A 21,513-nucleotide genomic window follows, 5' to 3' on the forward strand; every position below is an offset into this window, starting at 1 on the left:
GACTATTCGATGCACTGGCCGCCGCATTGACCTCAACTGACGAGGTTTTGTAGTGCAAGATCCCGTCGCAATCGTGCAAGGTCTCGCGAAATCCAGCTCTTGGCTGTGCTGCGTGGGATCCCGATCTCGCGCGCAGCAGCTGAGACTGAAAGGTTCTCAACATAAACTTTGATGATGAGTTCGCGATGGTGAGCTGTAAGCTTCTTCCAGGTATCAATGTTCGCGAATCGCTTTTCGAGAACTTTAGAGCGTCGTGGTGCTTCGGAATTGCTGCTGTTGCAGGAAAGACGTTGTTTACTGACGCATGTGACTCTCGCAGCTTCGTCTACCGCATGCTGTTTCTTTCGCTCTCGAAGGACCTCAAACTGAATTTTTTTAGCTGTAGAAACCAGCCAGTATAACGGCTGTTCAATTTCTTTCGTTGAGTTGTGAGTGTGGAATATTAAGAGCGCATTCGAGAAAATTTCATCTCGTTCCGTCATCGAAAACTTTTTCCATTTGTTGGTAATTTTTTCGAAGTCGCGAATGATTTCGTCTGTCAGCATTTCTGGCTCCTTTTGTCGGTTTCTGTCTCCTCATAAGTCTAGTGTCGGTTTTGGCGCGGTTCCATACCGTTGTATTTGAAAACTCGGGTCTCTCTTGGTAGTATTGCAATATGCACCGCTACCAAGCGGCCCCATTGAAGGCATACTGTTGTCTTTGAGTTGCAGCGACTTACGTCGTATTCCATGCTGAAAAGGCATGGCCCCATTGAAGGAACCTGCTTGTAAAGCTGAGATTTCGCATGCCTCGGCCTGCTGTGAAGTCTCTGGTCGTTGTTCTGAACGAGAAAGAGGTAAGGTTTAAATAGTTCGGTCGTTTGTGGCTCGTTTGAGATTACATCTGAGGCGAAGTGTATCAGTGAGATTGTGGGTGGTTCGCATTGCGAGTTTGGCATGCTGATGTGAAGTTGGCATTTGTTAACTGGTAAGCAGTAACCATCTGCTCAAGCTCTTCCTGAATCTGTTCTCGCAGTTGTTCGGGTTCCTCGACCAAGGCCTGAGACCCGAAGCTCAGGACCCAGCTTTTCAGTTCTTCCAGAGATGTCAGGGAGAACTCTACTAGCAGCGTGCCGTCGCTTTGTTGCGTTAGTGATTGACGATCATGCCACCGGTGTTCGGTGACATAGCGAGCCACCTCTTGAGAAAAACGGACCACGACACGTTGTGGTTCGCCTTCAACATGAAAGACGCCCAAGCTGTGCTGCAGGTAGGTTTGCAGATCAAAGTCGGGAGGTTTCTGGAACTTCAGAGTCTCCAATTGCACATCCTCCACACGGTCCAGTTTGAAGGTTCGAATCTGGTCGTGTTGCTGAGAGTGTGCCACCAGATAAAGTGATCCGCGGTGAAAAACGAGACCGTAGGGATAGACGTCGTAAGTTAATGGCTCGGTCGATCTGGCTGAATGATACGTCAAGAATGTGATGCGACGTTCCTCGATTCCAATCATCAGCGAGTCGATGATCTCCGACTTGTTTTGATAAACGCTATTGCGAAACGTCGTGCGAAAGACCAATCCCTGAAGTTGGCCGAGATAATCAATAACAGGCTCTTTCAGCGTGGCCTTAATTTTGTGGAAGGCACTGTGATGAGATTCCCAGATCAGTGTGCCTGTCAGCGGTTCCAGCAGCGTTCGGCCCAGATACAAGGCCAGGACTTCGCTGACATCAAACGTGAGCGGAGGCGCAGAGGAATCGAACTCCGCAACCCAGTGATTGCGTCCATGGGCTCCTCCATGCGGCGAAATGGGAAATCCTAAGCCTTTAAGCAAATCTAAGTCGCATCGGATGGTTTTGAGGGAAGTGCCAAGGTCTTCTGCGAGTTCCTTTACTGTTGCCCGAAAACGGCGCGCCGAGAGCGTACGCAGGAGAACCCATTGCCGCTCGAGTGGAGGAAGACTGTTCATGATGTGCCCGTCGTGAACGCAGAAGACAAACCTTGAAGGCGCATATTACAGGCCCGACCTCCAAATTCTGTCTAACGTGACAAACGTACATCATTTTGGTGGTCTCTGACAAGATGCGGAATAGCCGAATTCACCAGAAACGCAGTGAATAGGAATTTCGAGTAATACTCCCGTTCACTTCTTCGGCTGGAAGATCACTCACTGTGACAAGTTACCAATGAGTCGAAATGTTGCAGTGACCGGTCAGTAGTTTCTGAAGTTCAATGAATGGGGGATCAGATGTCATCGATCAAAGCCAGTTCTTCTAAAAGGGCCGGCTCAAATCAAGGTGGCTGATTTCGAGTGGATGCCTCGTTCCTGCTCTGCTCGTGATTTACGGTGGATTCTAATCCCGGGATTAAAAACTTGTGCTGTTGGAGATCAATGACCAAGTTCTTCACTTACCCCTGCAGCAGCTAATTTGAATTCCTCTTGCAGCGTGACACTGAAGTCAGAGTGACGTTGCGTGCCGACCGGTCAACGTCGGAATTCTGACATCACAGTCCCATTTAAACGATGTGTTGTATTTTATTATCAGGGAGGAGTTTATGATAATAGAGAAGAGCAACTGGGACGATTGCTGCCTTTGAAAACACAGGCATTCCGCCGCTTACGGGATTTACCGACGGCGTTGATTTGTGATCAGGACTTATCACTCAACATCTGCCAAAGATCTTGCAGATGTCGTTCTCGATCACCCCGCATACTCCTCAACCCCTGAAACGACGAGTGACGACACACTGCCGCGGAAAGGGGCCGTCGTCACACCGGACAGTAAGCTGGTCCTGATCGTTACGATACTCTCAGCCGCAAGTTCCAGATGAACGTCGCCAGTACCGGAATGTTCACTTATCGCTATGATGAAGCCGGGTGAAGAACATTCCAGGAACTCGCCAACGACACCCGGCCTTACGAAGATTCAAGGAGACTGTCATTTCGTTTCCTGCGAGCCGGAAGCACCAGTCCCCGAACAATCAGATCCGCACCTCCTCACCTCGCCCCGGAACTATGCCCGCCACCGGATTTGAACCGGATGGATGAGGATTCTTCTCCGATCGGATATCCTCCCGGTTCCGATAGCGATGATACGGAAGAGGATTCGACCCTTTTTCAACTGCTGACCGAAGTGGAGACACGATGTTCAGAAAATGTTTTGAAGTGGGCGTGTTGGCCAGTGCTTTGATTGCAGTCTGGCTTTGGCCGGGACACTCGGCATTGGCTCAGCGACCTCCAATTCATCTGGATGAATCGAGAGCACTCCCCGGGCCCCCTTCCGACTTGCTGAAGTTTCCTAATGGAGAACCGATCACCTCAGCGGAACAATGGACACAGCAGCGGCGTCCTCAACTCCTGAAGTTGTTCACGGAACAATACTACGGCAAGGCCCCGCCGGCCCCTGAAAAAGTGAAGTCCAAAGTCATCTCAGTGAAGGAGGACGCCCTTAACGGGAAAGCCATTCGCAAAGAGATCGCCGTCACGCTGGTGGAATCTCCAAAGCCGGTTGTGATGACAATTCTGCTGTATCTCCCCAAGGGGGCAGAGAAAGCTCCCCTCTTCTGGGGACTGAACTTTCAAGGGAACCATTCCGCCGTCACCGATTCCGATGTTCAGTTAAACACCAACTGGATGCGAAACCGTTCCGAAGGATGGGTAGTGAATAACAGAGCCACGGAGAAATCACGCGGCGTCAATGCCAGCAGGTGGCCGATGGAGCTGATCGTCAGTCGAGGCTATGGAGTGGCGACCGCCTATTACGGCGACATTGATCCTGATTTCCATGACGGGTTCCAGAACGGCGTCCATGCCGGATTTCATTCTCCTGGACAAAAGCCAGCGGACGATGAATGGGGCAGCATTGCTGCCTGGGCGTGGGGACTCAGTCGCGGACTCGACATACTTCAGCAGGAGCCGGGTGTTGATCCAGAGAAGGTCGCCGTCATCGGTCATTCCCGACTCGGCAAAACCGCTCTGTGGGCGGGCGCATCCGATCCACGATTCGCCATGATCATTTCCAACAACTCCGGTTGCGGCGGAGCAGCGTTGAACAGCCGTCAGTTCGGTGAAACATTAAAGCTCCTGTTCTACGTCAACCCGCACTGGTTCTGCGGCAACCTGATGAAGTATGACGGCCGCGAGCTGGAAGTCCCGGTCGATATGCACGAGCTGATCGCGCTGCTCGCTCCACGCCCCGTTTATATCGCCAGTGCGAGTCTGGACCTCCCCGCCGACCCCAAAGGGGAATTTCTCTCTGCGAAGTATGCGGATCCCATCTACCGATTGCTCGGCACGGATGGATTCGGCGGATCGGCTCCCCCAGAGGAGATGCCCGCACCCGACCAGCCACTAAATACTGGAACGATCGGCTATCATGTCAGTGCCGGGAAGCATGACATCACCGAGTATGACTGGCAGCAGTACCTCGACTTCGCCGACCGGCATTTCCGGTCCGATAAGAAATAGCCATTCCTAACAAACAAGAATCGCTAGTTCGCAGGGAAGCACCGCTCGGATAGAACCCGCTGCGAGAAACTTGCAACACGCGGCATTGCAACGAGACCGGCCATTGCTCACGATGATCTTCAATAAAGGAGTATCTCATTTCGACTCCTTCGCGAAGAATGCCGTCGCCTTTTTTAATATCTCCCGTTCCATCTTCAGCCGGGCATTCTCTTCGCGTAGACGCCGGTTCTCTTCTTCAAGAGAAGTCTGCCGACCTTGACCAGGAAATGCCTGTTCTCCCTGAACCTGCAACTGCCGCTGCCATTTGCGAATCGTGCTCGGATCGATGTCCAGACGACGCGCCACTTCGGCCTGCGAAAGACCTTCTCGCTGCATCAGCTGCAACGCTTCACATTTGAACTCAGGGGTGAAAATACGACGACTCTGAGACATATCCTGCTCTCCTCACTGGGAACAAGAAGGTCTTTTCCCAGCGCCCACCATCCGTGGGAAACTCCTGAGCGGCTGCGGGAACATCTTCAGGCCCGGGGGATTAAACTGATCTGCCCGCACCGTGAGAATCGGACCAGGCCAAACCTGCAGGACGGCCGCTCGCTCAGACGCTACGAGCGGCGATACCGGATCGAGCGAACATTCAGCTGGTTGCAGAATTGCCGGCGGCTGATCACCCGCTGGGGACACGACTCAGAGCTGTTCGAAGGCTTCGTTCACTGAGCCTGCCTGTACACCATCGTTAAAGGGGTGTGAAACCACCTCATGTGTTACAGTCAATGAGTCGAGATATCCGCTGCGTCGGGTTTAAGATGTTTTAGTTGGCCCAATATCAGTCCTCTTCTTGCAAGTTCACTCCATGTCAACCGTCACTCTCGATGCAGACAGTTCTCACTGGATCTTCCGTTTCATTGGCCAATGCCGTAAGCAGCCTGAGGGATTGATTGCCGGACTTGCAGTCAGTGGCATTGCGGTGCATCTAGGACTGAAGTACGGCACAGACGTCTCTGCGTTGGCCTCAACAATTCCTTTGTACTTCGTCCTGTCAGTCGGCGGCATTCCCCTTGTTCTTGGGTTGCTGTGGAAGGTGCTGCGAGGTGAGTTCGGTTCCGATCTGCTCGCCGGGGTCTCAATCGTGACATCCGTTCTGCTGGGAGAATATCTCGCAGGAAGCATCGTTGTTCTCATGCTCTCTGGAGGTCAGACGCTGGAGAACTTCGCAACGGAAAAGGCTTCTTCCGCCCTCCAGGCATTGGCGCGGCGTATGCCATCAATCGCTCATCGGCTCTCGGCCGGAAAGCTCGCTGATATTGCTCTGGATGAGATTCAGATTGGTGATTCGCTGGTCGTTTTTCCTCACGAAACGTGTCCTGTTGACGGAACGGTTTTGGAGGGACACGGAACGATGGATGAATCGTATCTCACTGGTGAACCCTTTCTCATTTCCAAGGTTCCTGGTGCCGCGGTGTTGTCCGGAGCCATCAATGGCGAGCAGGCACTCACCATTAGCGCAGACAAGCGACCTGTTGATTCGCGATATGCCAAAATCATGGAAGTCATGCGTCTCTCCCAGCAGCAACGATCTCGATTACGGAGACTTGGCGATTCACTGGGAGCGATCTACACACCTGTTGCCTTGGTGATTGGCATCGCAGCCTGGATCATCAGTGGAGATCCCTTGCGATTTCTGGCTGTACTCGTTGTTGCCACGCCTTGCCCTCTGCTGATTGCAATTCCGGTCGCAATCGTGGGAACGATCTCTCAGGCGGCCACGCGGGGAATTGTCGTCAAAGATCCAGCGGCTTTGGAATTAATTGATACCTGTGAGGTCGCCATCTTCGACAAGACCGGCACTCTGACTTATGGGAAACCTAAACTTGTCTTTCAGTGGTCCAGTGAAGGGATTGATTCGCGTCACGCGCTCCAACTCGCCGCCAGTCTGGAACGCTATTCGAAGCACCCTCTTTCCTCCGCTATCTTAGATGCTGCACAGCACCAGAATATTGAACTCATTGAAGCCGACCGAGTGGGGGAAAAGCCGGGCACGGGGCTGAGTGGAGAGGTCGCCGGACAGCATCTCTGGGTGACCAGCCGGAGCAAGTTGTTGAAACTCCATCCTGAGTTCCAGGGAGCATTGCCTCCACAGTCTCCCGGGTTGGAATGTCTGATGCTGATTGATTCACGAATTCTTGTTCTATTTCAATTTCGCGATGAACCTCGCAAAGAGGGAGGAGAGTTCATTCGCCACCTGCCGGAACAACACGGGTTTAGACGAATCCTACTGGTCTCAGGTGACCGTGAAGCAGAAGTTCGCTTTTTTGCAGAGCAGGTCGGAATTCAAGAGGTCTATGCAGGTCAGAGCCCGGAAGAGAAGCTAAGGATTGTTCAGGAAGAAACTCGGAAGGCAAGCACGATTTATCTGGGAGACGGCATCAATGATGCTCCGGCGATGACCGCGGCGACGATCGGCATTGCCTTCGGGCAAAGCACCGAGGTGGCCGCTGAAGCAGCTCGTGTCGTTATTATGGATAGCAGTCTGGAAAGGCTGGATGAATTTCTGCATCTCGGCCGTCGCATGCGGACGATCGCACTTCAAAGTGCGGTAGGTGGCATGCTTCTGAGTCTGGTAGGGATGGGGATCGCCTCGATCGGCATGTTGCCTCCTGTCGCTGGAGCAATCTTTCAGGAAGTCATCGATGTGGTAGCCGTCTTGAACGCACTCCGCACGGCGTTTCCGCAGCGAAGCAGTTCGGATTTTGAAGAAATGAATGCCAATTGATTTCCCTGCGAGTGGCGATTTGCCACCAACGCAGGTTCCGGGGCGTGGCTGCTCACAGGTAATCGACGAGTTGGAGATGACGCTCCCGCCGCGGCGCGTCCCATTGAGAAATCATCTCTGGCATTCCTCTCTCCTTAGGGCAGGAGGAGTCGCGCAGAGTGCGAATTCAACCGAAGTCGAACGGCAGTCCTCGGGAACTCGGGCGGTGAAGTCCCTGTCTGAGCTAAAGTCTCTAACAGCAGAATGAAAACGACGACGGCAGACAAGAGCATGGATCTCGTCTGCCGTCGTGGATAATCGAATTTGCGAACTACTCTAGAATTCGAGTTCAATCACTCTGCCCATGATGAGCCGGACATAGCGTTCCTGAACGACTTCACCTTCTGGTCCATCGAATCGTGCTTCAACGCGGCAAATATGTGTCAGACCTGGGATCAATGGCTCTGAAGTGAAATGCCACATGTTGGCGTTTTCATGGTCCTGAAAGCCGGTCAGGTAGTCTTGAGTTCGGTTCACGTTCATATCATGAACGCGGACATTGGTGGCATTCTTAATGCGAACATCAATAATCGCCGAACGAGGGTGCATTTCGACAGGGATTGGTCGCGATTTGAGTTGGTAGGTTCGTCCCAGTGTTCCTGGAGGTGGTTGCCAACTTGTCGCCGTTGCTCCTGAATATCCAGGGCCGACACCGGGCACACCTGTTGGAGGGACGTCTGTTGACAGCGTCCCTTCAGGAATCGGAGCCATCGGGTAGTTCGGTGCGATGGTGGGCTGACCGAAAGAAGGCTGGTATCCGTACGGTTGCATCATCTCAGGCTGGAAACCTGATCGCGATAACACGAATGATGAAGGGCTCATTGGTATTCCGGAGCCGATTCCGGCGTTTCCGCCACGTCCACATGGACACCCTGCCATCACGCCGGCGTTATTGACGCTTGCAGCGGCTGCAAATGCGAGAATCCAAGGATTGAATGAACGATTGAACTTCATGGGGGAACCCTGTCATCGAGTCGAAGATCGACCTGTTAGACCGTTTCGGTCTCTCATGTGGCCGCGTGGCAGCCTCACTGATTGGAGAAAGGCTGAATTCCGCGTGCCGGATACACTGCATGATTTCTGGAACACGAAGGGAACGCAAATTCTGGAATCGCTCACGTCCAGAATTCAAAACGTCAGTGACTCACCCTGACTTGTCGCTTCACATCAGAGGCTTCAATTGGGGCGAATGCTGTTCCATTTCAGATGAAGGTGATTGCAGTGGAATTCACCGACATACGAAAAGTCCCAATTGGAACTTATCTCGTTTCTGAGCCTTGGCGGAAATATGGTTGCTAGCCATAAAAAAAGCCCATCGAAAACTCGATGGGCTTCGTTAGTGGTCTCACAGGCATCATGAGTATTCTGGCCTGAATGTTCTGATCGACCGGGCTTATTCGATGCAATCGATACAGGTCCATCTGGATCGATCGACTGAGCGCATCTCAAGAGAGTTGCCAATTACTTGGCCGCTGCTCGCGACTTGTAGGTTGCAGGTTTTCCGTTGGGGCCAATCTGGACAGTGTAGCTCTCGCCATCTGGTGCGACTGAGGCTTTTACCCAGACACCTTTGCAGTCTTCGGTGCCACCATCATTTGCAATGAATTCCGGTGGGGACTGTTGATCAGCATTCAGTTTGATGTTGCGATGCAATTGATAAAGCGCCTGGAATGATTTGCACGACTGAACCGTTTTAATCACGCGAGGATCGCCCCCTTTGGTTGGGCCGTTACACATGACACTGACGACCGGATCAATGGCTTTGACCAGAACTGGATTGTTGCTGACGCCGAGCCCGTGATGGGTGACCATGAACAAATCGATCTGACCAATTGGGTTATTCGGCGTCACTAACTTTGCTTCGACTTCCCAGGTCAAATCACCACAGCAAAGGAATCGGAATGCTCCCAGTTCGAACAGCAGCGACAGGCTTGCGGCGTTATCCGATTTGTCTTCCGGTTGCGGTTCGTGCTCTGAAGCAAAAGGGTTAGGCTCACCGGAGTTGGGGACCACCTCTCGACTGGCAGTCAGGACGCGGACGTTTAACGGGTGATTTGGACCGTCGGTCTTGAACTCATCGTTCACATTGAGTTTTTTGGAAGCGTTCTGCGAAGCGGCACGATATTGAGCAATACGTTCCGCGAACTGCTTATCTTCTGGCAGACTGTCTGGAATGCCGCGGTCCCAGAAGTTCAGGATGGGGATTTTCGACGTCAGTGATGCATGATTTCCATAATGGTCCATGTGCCAGTGTGACACGACAGCATGGTCAATCTGTTTCAGCTTGGCGACATCCCGAACAACGGACAGGATGCGATCACGATCGCGGTCCATATAGTCTGGATAGCCAGAGTCGATCAAAATTGATTCGCCCGTCGGCGTTACCAGCAGGGTTGCTGCTCCCCCTTCAACGTCGATGAAATAAATATCGAGTCGCTCGTCGGTGCCTCCTGCACTCAGGACAGAGTTTGCCATGCAGCAGAGGACAGCAACGAGGCCAATCACTTTTCGTAGCATAGAACACCTTTAAACAAGGTTGAGGCGAGTTGGAAAAGTGTTTCCAGACAGGAATGTTCGGACGGAACTCTATTTCTTTTGTTCTGCAAGTGCCGCTTCAATGACGGCGACGACTTCATCGGCGAGGGCTGCATTCCCTTTGCTGTTGAAATGCACATCTTTAGGTCGCTGCAGTTCACTGGTTTGCGGAAGAACAAAGGTGTACAGATCCTGAATCGGGATCTGATGAGCTTTCATGACTTTCGCAGCGACTTCGTTGTAGCGAACTTCATCGCCTGGCTCTCGGGAACGTGCTCCAACTGGAATTGGAGTCGTGTTTCTCCAGATGAGTTTCGCGCCGGTTTTCTTCAGGCGTTCGGCAATGATATTGAGATTCTTCTCATACTCTTCGATCGAAACCTGACGTTGATGCAACTCAGGATTTGTTGCTGCTTCATTGGGATAGCGGACATCGTGCAATCCAAAGTTGAAGTGGATGACATCCCATTTGCCATCGCCGAGCCACTTGTCGAGTTGCTGGACTCCGCGAGTTGTTGGTCCACCATTCACTGGAATACGGTGAACATTTGCCTTGCCTTCAAGTCGGTTTCGGACGGGGATGGTGTATCCCATCGAAATCGAATCGCCAATCAGCAGGACTCTGGGAAGACCTGGTTTGTCTTCAATCGGAGCGAATTCCGGAGGAGTGTTCTTCGGGGGCGTTTCGAAGGTCAGCTTTGAATCTGCAACTGATGCAGCGCTGATCAGCAATGTCAGGGAAAGAAAAGTGAAGAGACTGAAAGTCTGATTCAAGCGTGGCATGAATGGTCCTTTGTGTAGCAAGTATTCCATTCCCGCAGTGTGTACCGCGTCCGTGAGAGAATCAACCGGACAAGAGGGGAAGGGGGCATTCCTCCGAAAAGTTTCATTCCCGATACAAGCTGCGAATCGGTTGCGACTGCACTTATTGAGGTCAATAGAGCCAGATTGTGCTGCCATCATTGAATTGCTGCGAGGGTTGAGAGGCCTGATACGACCGGCTCCAGTAGCTGCGTTCGTCAGGCCTTTGGCTCCAGAACCGATTCGCCTGTGGCCAGCCAGGCCAGCGGACCAGCGGGGGTTCCGGAAACGGCCACGAGCTGAGAATTGACGTCCACGCGGCAATCTTCTGGCTGCTGCGGATGTGAATAGGATCAATTCCGTACCAGTCCAGTTCCGGTTTGATCGCTGTTCCCCCGAGATCAGTTGCCATCTGGGTGACGATCAAATCCAACTCGATTGCACGTTGAGAAAGAACCTTCCAGGGGACTGTCGGGCCAGGGAAGAGCATTTGCTTAATGATGCGATACTGGCGGTCGGAGAGCTGCAGAATACGGTCGAGAGGAGGACGGACGTAAGTGATTGGAAAGCCGAGGTCGTGCATCTTTATCAGTGCAGTGTGAACCTGTTGCACGACTTGATCCACAGTGACGCCATAGATCAGATCATTTCCGACGTCGGTGACAAGGCCCCAGCTGCTGGACACAGGAGGGCGCAATTCAAGCGCACTCCAGATTCCACAATCAAGGACGGAAGGAAGTCCACGATGCAGCACATGACTTCGTTTGCAGAAGGATCGCCCATGCCCATGTGCGGCAAAGAGTTCGACTGGACCTTGAAGTGAAATCCCGGCCTTCAATTGATCCGATGCCGGTTCTGAAGCGGTTTCTGGCTCTATTTGCTGGCTGCCTGAGAGTTCAGGACGGGCTCTGATCAGGCAGGCATCCGCAATGATGGGAAATGCCAGTGTGACATTACTGGCGCCAAGAATCAGGATGCGGCGAGACGGCGGGACGCTGTGATGACCAGCGTCCCGCCGACCTGGCTCTGCGTTATCCGTTTTCAAGGGCCCATTGGACGGCATGACGGTTCAGTTCGGCAGCATTCTTCAGAGACAGCTTCGCTTTCAGGTTTTCGCGATAGCTTTCAATCGTTTTGTAGCTCAGATGCAGACGTTCGGCAATTTGTCTTGTCGTTAAACCTTGTCCGATCAGGCCGAACACTTCGAGTTCGCGATCGGTCAGTGTTTCGATCGGCGCGACCTCCCCGGAGCCCCCATTCACGATGCGGTTCAGGAATTTCTCTGCAAGCTGTGGGCTGACAAACGTTTTTCCCGCAAGAACGGAACGAATCGCGTCAACGACGAGATCGCTGGCCGCTTCTTTATTGAGATATCCACCTGCGCCTGCTCGCAGGCATCGTTCTGCAAACAGTGATTCATCATGCATGGAGCAGACCAGCATTCTGATATGTGGCTGGCTCGAATGAATCTGTTTGACGAGTTCAAGTCCGTTGCCGGAACGCAGGGAAATGTCAACGACCATCAGATCGGGTTGCAGTTCATTGGCGAGTCGAACGGCGTCTCCCATTTCAGCGGCTTCACCAATCACTCGCAGGTCGGCTTCCTGTGAAATCAAAGTATACATCCCCTTTCTGATGAGGGGATGATCATCCACAAGCAGAATCTTCGAGGTTTGTGGAGGATCCAATGTGTTCGAGGTAGCAAGTCCGGCAGAGTGATAGAACTGCATCGTTTCTCCTCTTGCATTCCAACTGTAGGCAACCAGATAAAGCACTGGCCGGTTGCCGACGATCTCTTACCGAGTGGCAGATAATCGTGTCTCTTGGTGATGTGATTTCGTTGCGAAGTGACTTAGCGTGAAAAATGCAGCGGCCGAAGTTGGACTTATGATTCCGTTGGACTCTGGTGAGTGGGTCGCTTCCACTATGGATCGTCCCGGTCGACTGCTGTCAAAAGGAAATCGCAACTTCCCGTTGTTACACGCATACCTGCTCTGGTTCATTCGTCCAGATCTGAAATTGTTTGTTGCTTCAATTTTTCATCAGAAGTGAAATTGGGTATTCCAAATGCCAGACTTCAAGCTTGCATTTCGTTGGGTTGAGTGTGGGCGTTGATATACATTCTTCTCGCATCGGTTTGCTGGAATCAACTGATCAACAATATCGTATGCAATGTTATTCTGGAATCAGGGAATCCCCTTGATCTTGTGTGGAAAAAGGATGGGTTGAGGAGGTTTGTGTTGCGAATGGATCCAATTACACGAAAAAAAGAGCGTTTCAGCCTCAGGCGAAACGCTCCTCTCGAGATTTTTGTCACGTGATTGCGTCAGGGCAGTTTCTAGCAGCTCTTTACAATTGCGTATGACGTAAACTGCTACCCTACAGAGGGATACTGAATCGTCTTAGTAGCCCAAGTTTGGCGCCAGCCAGCGTTCAATCTCTTGCACGGGAAGCTGACAGCGTTGAGCGTAATCTTCGACCTGATCTTTTGTGAGCCGGTCGACAGTGAAGTATCGAGACTCAGGATGGGCAAAATAGAGCCCACTGACGGATGATGCCGGCCACATCGCCATGGAATCGGTCAATTCGATCCCTGTTTCTGCTGTGATGTCCAGCAGATTGAACAGGGTTCGCTTTGGTAAATGGTCAGGGCAGGCCGGGTAGCCGAACGCCGGACGAATTCCCCGATACGACTCTGCGATGCGTTCTTCCGGAGTCAGTTCATCTGGACGCTCATACTGCCAGACGTCTGTTCTCACAAACGTGTGCATGTATTCGGCGAATGCTTCCGCCAGTCGGTCGGCAACTGCTTTTGCCATGATCGAATTGTATTCATCATGATCCTTCTCGAATGCCGCAGCGAGTTCGTCGCAACCCAGTCCAGTCGTGACTGCAAACGCACCGATCGAATCTGTTCGGCCAGATGAAATCGGAGCAATGTAGTCAGCGAGTGATCTGAAGTCCTTTTGTCCGACACGTTCCCATTGTTGACGCAACATCGGGAAGCGAGCGAGTTCTGAAGTCTTGCTTTCGTCTGACCAGACAACAATGTCTTCGCCGTCCGTATTGGCAGGCCAGAACCCGTAAACTGCGTGGGCCGTTAGAAGCTTCTCGTTGATGACGCGCTGGAGCAGGGCATTGGCGTCGTCATAGAGCTTCTTGGCTTCTGTTCCGACTTTGGGATCTTCAAAGATCTTCGGGAATTTCCCTTTCAGTTCCCAGGTCATGAAGAACGGCGACCAGTCGATGAACGGGACCAGTTTGCTGAGATCGAAGTCTCGCAGTGTGACCTTGCCGTACTGCTTCGGCGTCGGAATATCGACTGTTGCCCAGTCCGTCTGGAACCGTCGTTCGCAGGCGGTCGCGAATGGAACCAACTCCTGTTGTTGACGATTGGCAAACCGCTGTCGGTCCTGTTCCTGCAATGTCTTGATTTTCTCGACGTACGCAGGCTTTGTGTCGGGATCAAGCAACGATTCGACAGCTGGGACTGCCAGCGACGCATCAATCACATGGATCGTTGGTTCCTGAAAATGCGGGGCAATTTTGACCGCAGTGTGTCTGGCTGAGGTTGTTGCTCCCCCAATCAACAGCGGGATCGTATAGCCTTCGCGCTGCATCTCCTTCGCAACGTAAATCATCTCTTCCAGAGACGGTGTAATCAGGCCGGAGAGCCCAATCAGATCTGCGTTGTGCTCACGTGCCGCTTTCAGAATCTTTTCGCACGAAACCATGACGCCAAGGTCGATGACTTCAAAGTTGTTGCAGCGGAGAACGACACCGACAATGTTTTTCCCAATGTCGTGAACGTCGCCTTTGACCGTTGCGAGAACAATGGTTCCGCGAGTCGATTTTGTCGGAAGGGCAGGTTCGCTTGTTTCTCCGAGAGCTTCGCCGCGAGCCGCTGCTTCAGCCTTCTCGGCTTCCATGAACGGTTCGAGATAGGCCACCGCTTTCTTCATGACGCGAGCAGACTTGACCACTTGCGGCAGGAACATCTTCCCGGCACCAAACAACTCGCCGACGACACTCATTCCGGCCATGAGTGGACCTTGAATGACGTTCAAGGGGCGACCGCATTTGAGTCTGGCTTCTTCGGTATCAATATCGATGAAGTCGGTGATCCCTTTGAGCAGCGAATAGCTCAAACGCTCTTCGACTGTCCCTGTTCGCCAGGTCGCAATTTCAGCTTCCTGTTTCTCAGTCGACTTTCCGCGATTCTTGATGACTTCGGCGTAGTCGATCAACCGCTCGGTTGCATCCTCTCGGCGATTGAGCAGAACGTCTTCAATGTAGTCTCGCAGAGCCGGTTCTACGTCGTCGTAGACTTCCAGCTGACCAGCATTCACGATCCCCATATCGAGACCGTTACGAATCGCGTGATATAGGAAGCAGGCGTTCATCGCTTCACGAACAACATCGTTCCCGCGGAATGAAAACGAGACGTTACTCACCCCTCCCGATGTTCGCGCGCCCGGGCATTCTTCTTTGATGCGGCGAACCGCTTCGAAGAACTCGACTGCATAGTTGTTGTGCTCTTCCATCCCTGTCGCCACGGTCAGGATGTTCGAGTCGAAGATAATGTCTTCGGCAGGGAAGCCAACTTGTTCTGTGAGCAGCTTGAAAGCTCGTTTACAGATACGGACCTTGTCGGCGGCAAGGACGGCCTGACCTTCTTCATCGAAGGCCATGACGACGACCGCAGCACCGTATTCACGAATGATTCGGGCCTGTTTCAGGAAGGCTTCTTCCCCTTCTTTCAGGCTGATCGAGTTCACGATCCCTTTACCGGCCAGGCACTTCAGACCAGCTTCGATCACTTCGAACTTTGAGCTGTCGACCATGATCGGAACGCTGTTCACGTTCGGCTCATCGGCCAGCAGATTGAGGAAGTGGACCATCTCCGCTTTGCTGTCGAGCATCCCTTCGTCCATGTTCACGTCAATGACGTTTGCACCGCCATCAACCTGACTCACTGCGATCTCGACAGCTTCTTCGTACTTCTTCTCTCGAATCAGACGGGCAAACTTCCGTGAACCTGTGACGTTTGTTCGTTCCCCGATCATGAGGAAGTTCGAATCCGGGCGAAGCGTCAACAGTTTGGAACCGCTATATGATGACGTCCGTTCATGCTTCACGAGCGGGCGCGGGGCGATCCCTTTGATTTCCTGAGCCACTGCATGAATGTATTCAGGAGTCGTTCCGCAACAACCACCGACAATATTCATCCAGCCATTCTCGGCGTATTCGCGAATGACTGCTGCGAATTCTTTGGCTGAAGAGTCAAAGCCCCCCATTCCGTCTGGCATCCCGGCATTGGGATAACAGCTGATGTGGCAATTCGACCAGTTGCTCGCGAGCTCGACCAGTTCTCGCATCTGTTTCGGGCCCAGTGCGCAATTCATCCCGACCGCGAGCAGCGGGAAGTGCTCGACGGAGACGAGAAACGCTTCCAGTGTTTGCCCGGTGAGTGTGACACCGCCGTTGAAGATGGTCCCTGAGCAGATGACAGGAACTGTCTCTTTGCGCTCCTGAAACACCTTGTTGATGGCGAACAGCGCTGCCTTCATGTTCAGCGTATCGAACGAGGTTTCAGGCAGGAGCAGGTCGACGCCTGCTTCCATCATGGCGTGAACCTGTTCCGCGTACGACGCGACCATCTGGTCGAATGTGACAGGGCGGTAGCCAGGGCGATCAGCGTTGAATGACAGCTGAAACTTCGTCGGCCCGATGCTGCCTGCGACGAAACGCGGCTTGTCCGGATTCTTCTTTGTGAATTCGTCCGCAGCTTGCTTGGCGAGTTCGACCGCCTTGATGTTCATCTCTCGGGTGTAGTGTGCCAACCCGAATTCTTCGAGCATCAGCGAGGTCGCACCGAAGGTGTTGGTCTCAATGATGTCTGAACCGGCTTCCAGATACTTCCGATGAATCTCCTGAATCATCTTGGGCTGACTCAGCACAAGAACATCGCTTGCATTCAGCAGATCGATGTTGTGATTCTTGAAGAGCGATCCCCTGTAGTCAGCCTCGGTTGGCTTGTACTGGTGAATCATCGATCCCATGGCACCGTCAAGCAGCAGAATACGGCGAGAAAGAAGGTCACGCAGTGTCGCTTCGGTGGAGTTCATATGCGGAGGTCGGTCGTGGAGTTAAAGACAACTCACTTTGGCAGCATCGGTCGTCTCAAAATGCCTGCCGGAAATGAGTTGCCGCACAGGAGTCTGTGCGGCAAATGCAAATCATGATCCGTGGCGAAATCGGCCGGATTAAAGAATCACGGTTTGTTCGCGGTCTGGACCAATCGAGACAAAGCCGACTTTGGATTCCAGCAATTCAGCCAGCGTATCGATGTAGGCACGAGCTTCTTTCGGGAAGTCTTCGAGCTTTCGTACGCCGGTAATGTCTTTCTTCCAACCTGGCAGGGTTCGGTAGATCGGCTTCGCGGCAGCGAGGTCATCGTTATGACTCGGGAAGTCAGTCGTGCGTTCGCCGTTAATCTCATACGCTTCGCAGATTTTCAGCTCATCGAGCTTACTGAGAACGTCGAGCAGCATGATGGCGATGCAGTCGACTCCAGAAACTCTGGAACCGTAGCTGGTTGCAACAGCATCAAACCATCCGCAGCGACGAGGACGTCCAGTGACGGTTCCGTACTCGTTACCTTCATCGCGGATGTGCTGGCCGATTTCATCATTGAGCTCGGTTGGGCAAGGGCCTCCGCCGACGCGTGATGTGTAGGCTTTAACGACACCAATCATACGGTCAATGGCTCGTTCAGGAACTCCACTGCCGGGATGAATTCCGCAACCTGAACTATTTGAAGAGGTTACGTACGGGAATGTTCCGTGGTCGATGTCCAGGAGACTTCCCTGAGCACCTTCGAACATCAGGCTTCGCTTGTCTTTCAGCACCTTGTGCAGGTAAGCCGTGGTGTCGATGACGTTGTTCTTGAAGAGTTCGGCGTAACCCATGTACTCTTCGTAAATCGCGTCAGCGTCAGGGATTTCTGCCGATGGATCCAGTGCTTTGACGAGCAGTCGCTTCTGGGCGACAACTTCGTGCAGGCGTTCCCGGAAGAACTCTGGACGGTACATATCGCCAAAGCGAATGGCGTGTGTTCGGCCGACTTTGTCGCGATAGCAGGTTCCGATCCCGCGCATCGTTGTTCCGATGGCCTTCGAACCACGGGCTTTTTCGAGACCCGCTTCTTCCACCATATGATAAGGGAAAATCACGTGAGCCCGGTCGCTGATGTACAGCTGCCCGATCTCAACTCCCTGTTTTCGAACGTTGTCAATTTCTCCAAGCAGCGCTTTGGGATTGATCACAACGCCGTTGGAAATGACAGAAGTGACGCCAGGACGAAGAATTCCTGCCGGCAGCATCGAAAGTTTATAGGTCTTTCCGCCAAATTTGACGGTGTGCCCGGCGTTATTTCCGCCTAAATAGCGACAGACCACTTCGTGTTGGTCAGTCAGCAGATCGACGATCTTGCCTTTGGCTTCGTCGCCCCATTGCAGACCCACTACGGCCGTTACCGACATTCTCTGATTCCCGGATCACTGCATAACAATAGACGTAAACTTGATGACGCACTGGGCGCATACCAAGACACAACGCCACAGTGTAGCAGTCACCAGAATGAATGTAGAGTGCGACGGGCCTGAAACTGATTTTCAGAGAAATCAATTCTGGTGAATGCGGATAGGGCGGGGCCGATATTTGGTTTCGATTCTTCAAATTTCTCTGCAACCCCTTCAATCGCATGGAAATTGTGCATTACAATTTCCCCCACTTCTCTCGTTCAACCCGCAATGTCTCGTGGGGGGACCATGTTGTTCAGGATGTTGAATTATACCGGTTGTACGGCCTTTCTTTGTTTGACGATCTGTTTTGCGCCTCCACTCGCTGCCGAAGAAGTGGTGACTCCCGCTCCTCAAGCGGTCGTGACTCCAGAACCGAGCACAAGCTTTGCGTTTAAGACAATCGATCCATCGAGCGTCAAGTTGCCAGAGGCTTTTTCACTTCCGGCACCGCGAACTGCTGCTGATTTGAAGTCGATTCAGGATCATGTCACTCAGCTTGTCCCGACGCTCCGGGCTGCAACCGTGAATTTGACGCTGGATGCGAGACGCGGTGGAGGAGGATCGCAGGGAAGTGGAGTGATCGTCTCGTCTGATGGAATCATTCTGACTGCTGCGCACGTTGGTGGTCGACCCGGGCGCACTGTTTCAATCGTGACGAATGATGGAAAACGCTATCAGGGAGTGACGCTTGGTCGAAATGTCACGATGGATGCTTCGTTAGTTCGGATTGAATCGGACCGTCGAGATTGGCCAGCGGCTCCTGTCGCGGTGACTCCATATAAAGCAGGTGATTGGTGCATCGTCCTGGGCCACCCTGGTGGGTATCAGGAGGACCGTGGAATCGTCTTGAGACTCGGTCGTGTCGTTTATTGTAATAAGTGGCTGATCCAGACCGATTGTGAATTGATCGGCGGAGATTCCGGGGGACCACTCTTTAACATGAGTGGAGAGGTCATTGGGGTTAATACACGGATCGGGGAAGACACGAATTTTAATATTCATGTCCCGATTGAAGTTTATACTCAGGATTGGAACCGCCTTGTCGCAGGTGAAGACTTTCGAACTCATAGCGGAGCCTATCTTGGACTCGCCGGGTCAAAGGCTCCTTCCGGTGAAGGGCTTGTTGTTGATCGTGTGACGACTGGCGATGCTGCTGAACGGGAAGGGATACTGGTCGGAGACGTCTTGCTGACCTTTCAGGGCGAGAAGATCGTTGACCTTCCCCAGTTGACCGAACTGGTTGGCCGGCAGTTTCCAGGTCAGGCTGTGAAGATGACTTTGTTGCGGAACGGTGAAACAAAGACTGTGATTCTTCGACTCGGAACACGCTGGGAAGAAGACTGACGCGGTTTCCGGTCTGCTGCCGCATCGAGTTCATTTCATTCTTCGCTTTTGACTATTGGTTCGTGACTCTGCTCTAATGCTCGCATCAAAGTTGCGTTCTGTTAACGCTCGTTGTTGCTGTTGGAGCCTGCCATGTTGCCTGCCAATCAGTCCTATCCCATATCGGCCTATCTGAACAGATTTGGTCGACTCTTTCTGCGACCATTTGATGCGAAGCGTCCCTGTCTGTTCGCGGTGTTAGTATGCTGCCTGAGCCTTCATCTTGTTGCAGAGGCGCTTTCTGCTGATCAACTTCTGGCAGGTGCGGCAAAGGTCGATGTCACTGACTATGACCATGGTCCAGTTAATGATCCGCTTTATGTAAAAGCGATTGTGTTTAAATCAGGTGATCAGACGGCAGTGATCATGTCTGTTGATGCCGTTGCGATCGGAGAGATCGGACGCATTAATAACGAGTATTTGCCTACCGTTCGGAAACGTCTTCAGACTGAACTCGGAATCGCTCCTGAGCATGTGCTTGTGAACGCGAGTCACTGCCACGGAGTCGTTCGAGCTGACATTGCTGATCAAACTGTTGAAGCGGTCAGGAAGGCGATGGGTTCGCTGGTCGCAGTGCGTGTCGGAACCGGAGTCGGTGAAGAGTCGCGGATCATGGAGAATCGCCGCCTGAAACTGAAGAGTGGCAAGGAAGTCGACGTCCGCCACGCCTATCCGCTGCCGCCGGATGATGAAGTCGCAGAAGTCGGGCTGACTGATCCGGAGATCGGTGTTCTTCGTATTGATCGGGAAGATGGCCAGACACTGGGGGTCATTTACAATTTTGCCTGCCACCCGATTCAGGGAGTTCCCAGCGGAGCCAACACGGCGGACATCATTGGTTATTCGTCAAAAGTCATTGAGGAAAATCTCAGTGAAGGAACCGTCGCGTTGTTCCTGCAGGGATGTGGGGGGGACATCAATCCTGTTTTCTATAAGGACGTCGATCATCCTCGCAGCGCCGAGCCATTGGGGAACATGCTCGGGCTGAGCACGTTGCGAGCTGTTCGCAAAATCGAATGCAAGAAAGAGGCTCCTTTCAAAGTGTTGAATGAGACACTGACTCTTCCGCGAGGGGACCGGACCGACCGGATTGCCCAGTTGGAAGCAGAGCAGAGACGCACGCTGCAGAAGCTGCAGGGGACCAGTCTGAACCTGAAAACGTTTATGCCGTTGATGGTCAAGCACAATCTGGCGGAAGAGTTTCCTGCTTATTATTCACATCGCTATCTGTATGACGAGAAGCAGGGGCGCGATGATCTCAAGAAGCTGGACGCCGAGAATCGACGGAATCTGGAAGCATACCTGAAGAACATCCACACAATGGAAGAACTGACGCGACTTCAGACAAACCTGGCACTGTTGAAGAAACATCAGGCGAGTCTCGTGGCTTCCGGGAAGCGGACAATCGATGTCGAAGTGATGGGGATTCGGATTGGCGATTTTGTTTTGACGACGTTCCCCGGCGAACTGACTGTGACCATCGGGCTGAATATCAAGAAGAAGTCATCGCATGAAATGACTTTCCTGGCAGGGTATACCAACGGCTATATCTACTATGCTCCCACTGCGGACCAGCTTTTAAATCTGGGAGGCGCTCAGGAAGACAGCGACTGTATTCTGGCTCCGGAGTGGCAGGAACTCTTCGAGGCCAAAGCAGCCAGTCTGATTAAGGCACTGTTGGAGACGTGAGCCTTCTCTGTTGAAATAAAGACTCGAATCGAGTCGCGGATTGGGCTGACAACGTTGGTCCGTCGAGAGGGGGGGCTCAATAGCCGATCGGTGGATCAACATGAGATAACCTGTCCGCTGTGAGTCGAAATCTGATTTGTCGATCAGGCACGTGACCTACAACTGGTGACGTGCCTGTTCGCATTGCACGTGTCTGCCTTGCTGTTGTGCAGTTTCGCCTCACAACAAGGCGGTTATTGGACTTAGACCGGTTGATTGGTCGCTGAT

15 protein-coding genes are annotated in these 21,513 nt (G+C 52.6%); 5 read left to right on the top strand and 10 right to left on the bottom strand.

Features of this window, described 5'->3' with window-relative positions; all coding sequences use genetic code 11:
• Positions 1 to 32: 32 nt before the first annotated feature.
• The gene (locus SH527x_RS20290; RefSeq protein ID WP_437192510.1) at positions 33 to 545 is read right to left on the bottom strand and encodes an RNA polymerase sigma factor; all 513 of its coding nucleotides are present in this window, start codon (positions 543 to 545) and stop codon (positions 33 to 35) included.
• Positions 546 to 897: 352 nt separating this feature from the next.
• Complete coding sequence (locus SH527x_RS20295) at positions 898 to 1,944, bottom strand: helix-turn-helix transcriptional regulator (protein ID WP_437192511.1); 1,047 nt, start codon at positions 1,942 to 1,944, stop codon at positions 898 to 900.
• 1,176 nt (positions 1,945 to 3,120) lie between these two features.
• On the opposite strand from SH527x_RS20295, the gene SH527x_RS20300 reads away from it, so the two are divergent.
• Positions 3,121 to 4,443, top strand: coding sequence for an alpha/beta hydrolase family protein (locus tag SH527x_RS20300; protein WP_437192512.1), 1,323 nt, complete (start codon positions 3,121 to 3,123; stop codon positions 4,441 to 4,443).
• 135 nt (positions 4,444 to 4,578) lie between these two features.
• On the opposite strand, the gene SH527x_RS20305 is transcribed toward SH527x_RS20300, so the two are convergent.
• Positions 4,579 to 4,875 carry a transposase gene (locus tag SH527x_RS20305; RefSeq protein ID WP_437192513.1) on the bottom strand — a complete coding sequence of 99 codons (297 nt, stop codon included), beginning with the start codon at positions 4,873 to 4,875 and terminating at the stop codon, positions 4,579 to 4,581.
• A gap of 418 nt (positions 4,876 to 5,293) precedes the next feature.
• Between SH527x_RS20305 and SH527x_RS20310 the strand changes: the two genes are divergently transcribed.
• A complete protein-coding gene (locus SH527x_RS20310; protein WP_437192514.1) occupies positions 5,294 to 7,213 on the top strand; it encodes a heavy metal translocating P-type ATPase in 1,920 nt (639 codons plus the stop codon).
• A 315-nt stretch (positions 7,214 to 7,528) separates the two neighbouring features.
• Here SH527x_RS20310 and SH527x_RS20315 read toward each other — a convergent pair whose 3' ends face one another.
• The 5 genes from SH527x_RS20315 to SH527x_RS20335 form a co-directional block, all read right to left on the bottom strand.
• The gene (locus SH527x_RS20315) at positions 7,529 to 8,206 is read right to left on the bottom strand and encodes a hypothetical protein (RefSeq protein WP_437192515.1); all 678 of its coding nucleotides are present in this window, start codon (positions 8,204 to 8,206) and stop codon (positions 7,529 to 7,531) included.
• Between the two features lie 507 nt (positions 8,207 to 8,713).
• Entirely contained in the window at positions 8,714 to 9,769 is a 1,056-nt protein-coding gene (locus tag SH527x_RS20320; RefSeq protein WP_437192516.1) for a ComEC/Rec2 family competence protein, read from the bottom strand.
• A gap of 69 nt (positions 9,770 to 9,838) precedes the next feature.
• On the bottom strand, positions 9,839 to 10,570 hold the full coding sequence (locus tag SH527x_RS20325; RefSeq protein WP_437192517.1) for an SGNH/GDSL hydrolase family protein: 732 nt from the start codon (positions 10,568 to 10,570) through the stop codon (positions 9,839 to 9,841).
• 151 nt (positions 10,571 to 10,721) lie between these two features.
• Positions 10,722 to 11,651, bottom strand: coding sequence for a hypothetical protein (locus SH527x_RS20330; RefSeq protein ID WP_437192518.1), 930 nt, complete (start codon positions 11,649 to 11,651; stop codon positions 10,722 to 10,724).
• Complete coding sequence (locus SH527x_RS20335; RefSeq protein WP_437192519.1) at positions 11,620 to 12,318, bottom strand: response regulator; 699 nt, start codon at positions 12,316 to 12,318, stop codon at positions 11,620 to 11,622. The genes SH527x_RS20330 and SH527x_RS20335 overlap by 32 nt, the downstream gene beginning before the upstream one ends.
• A gap of 127 nt (positions 12,319 to 12,445) precedes the next feature.
• Between SH527x_RS20335 and SH527x_RS20340 the strand changes: the two genes are divergently transcribed.
• Positions 12,446 to 12,640 carry a hypothetical protein gene (locus tag SH527x_RS20340; RefSeq protein WP_437192520.1) on the top strand — a complete coding sequence of 65 codons (195 nt, stop codon included), beginning with the start codon at positions 12,446 to 12,448 and terminating at the stop codon, positions 12,638 to 12,640.
• 350 nt (positions 12,641 to 12,990) lie between these two features.
• On the opposite strand, the gene metH is transcribed toward SH527x_RS20340, so the two are convergent.
• Positions 12,991 to 16,716 carry a methionine synthase gene (gene metH, locus SH527x_RS20345; RefSeq protein WP_437192521.1) on the bottom strand — a complete coding sequence of 1,242 codons (3,726 nt, stop codon included), beginning with the start codon at positions 16,714 to 16,716 and terminating at the stop codon, positions 12,991 to 12,993.
• A 138-nt stretch (positions 16,717 to 16,854) separates the two neighbouring features.
• Positions 16,855 to 18,132 carry an adenylosuccinate synthase gene (locus SH527x_RS20350; RefSeq protein WP_437192522.1) on the bottom strand — a complete coding sequence of 426 codons (1,278 nt, stop codon included), beginning with the start codon at positions 18,130 to 18,132 and terminating at the stop codon, positions 16,855 to 16,857.
• 288 nt (positions 18,133 to 18,420) lie between these two features.
• On the opposite strand from SH527x_RS20350, the gene SH527x_RS20355 reads away from it, so the two are divergent.
• Together SH527x_RS20355 and SH527x_RS20360 are read left to right on the top strand one after the other, a co-directional pair.
• The gene (locus tag SH527x_RS20355; protein ID WP_437192523.1) at positions 18,421 to 19,518 is read left to right on the top strand and encodes a S1C family serine protease; all 1,098 of its coding nucleotides are present in this window, start codon (positions 18,421 to 18,423) and stop codon (positions 19,516 to 19,518) included.
• Positions 19,519 to 19,650: 132 nt separating this feature from the next.
• A complete protein-coding gene (locus tag SH527x_RS20360; protein WP_437192524.1) occupies positions 19,651 to 21,246 on the top strand; it encodes a hypothetical protein in 1,596 nt (531 codons plus the stop codon).
• Positions 21,247 to 21,513 lie beyond the last annotated feature (267 nt).

It is taken from the genome of Planctomicrobium limosum (assembly GCF_051465645.1).
In the GTDB taxonomy this organism is placed as follows: Bacteria; Planctomycetota; Planctomycetia; order Planctomycetales; family Planctomycetaceae; genus Planctomicrobium.

What these genes read in the sequence shown, in the direction of transcription:
- SH527x_RS20290 (WP_437192510.1), bottom strand. Translation starts at nt 545, where the DNA reads ATGCTGACAGACGAAATCATTCGCGACTTCGAAAAAATTACCAACAAA.
- SH527x_RS20295 (WP_437192511.1), bottom strand. Translation starts at nt 1,944, where the DNA reads ATGAACAGTCTTCCTCCACTCGAGCGGCAATGGGTTCTCCTGCGTACG.
- SH527x_RS20300 (WP_437192512.1), top strand. Translation starts at nt 3,121, where the DNA reads ATGTTCAGAAAATGTTTTGAAGTGGGCGTGTTGGCCAGTGCTTTGATT.
- SH527x_RS20305 (WP_437192513.1), bottom strand. Translation starts at nt 4,875, where the DNA reads ATGTCTCAGAGTCGTCGTATTTTCACCCCTGAGTTCAAATGTGAAGCG.
- SH527x_RS20310 (WP_437192514.1), top strand. Translation starts at nt 5,294, where the DNA reads ATGTCAACCGTCACTCTCGATGCAGACAGTTCTCACTGGATCTTCCGT.
- SH527x_RS20315 (WP_437192515.1), bottom strand. Translation starts at nt 8,206, where the DNA reads ATGAAGTTCAATCGTTCATTCAATCCTTGGATTCTCGCATTTGCAGCC.
- SH527x_RS20320 (WP_437192516.1), bottom strand. Translation starts at nt 9,769, where the DNA reads ATGCTACGAAAAGTGATTGGCCTCGTTGCTGTCCTCTGCTGCATGGCA.
- SH527x_RS20325 (WP_437192517.1), bottom strand. Translation starts at nt 10,570, where the DNA reads ATGCCACGCTTGAATCAGACTTTCAGTCTCTTCACTTTTCTTTCCCTG.
- SH527x_RS20330 (WP_437192518.1), bottom strand. Translation starts at nt 11,651, where the DNA reads ATGCCGTCCAATGGGCCCTTGAAAACGGATAACGCAGAGCCAGGTCGG.
- SH527x_RS20335 (WP_437192519.1), bottom strand. Translation starts at nt 12,318, where the DNA reads ATGCAGTTCTATCACTCTGCCGGACTTGCTACCTCGAACACATTGGAT.
- metH (WP_437192521.1), bottom strand. Translation starts at nt 16,716, where the DNA reads ATGAACTCCACCGAAGCGACACTGCGTGACCTTCTTTCTCGCCGTATT.
- SH527x_RS20350 (WP_437192522.1), bottom strand. Translation starts at nt 18,132, where the DNA reads ATGTCGGTAACGGCCGTAGTGGGTCTGCAATGGGGCGACGAAGCCAAA.
- SH527x_RS20355 (WP_437192523.1), top strand. Translation starts at nt 18,421, where the DNA reads ATGTTGTTCAGGATGTTGAATTATACCGGTTGTACGGCCTTTCTTTGT.
- SH527x_RS20360 (WP_437192524.1), top strand. Translation starts at nt 19,651, where the DNA reads ATGTTGCCTGCCAATCAGTCCTATCCCATATCGGCCTATCTGAACAGA.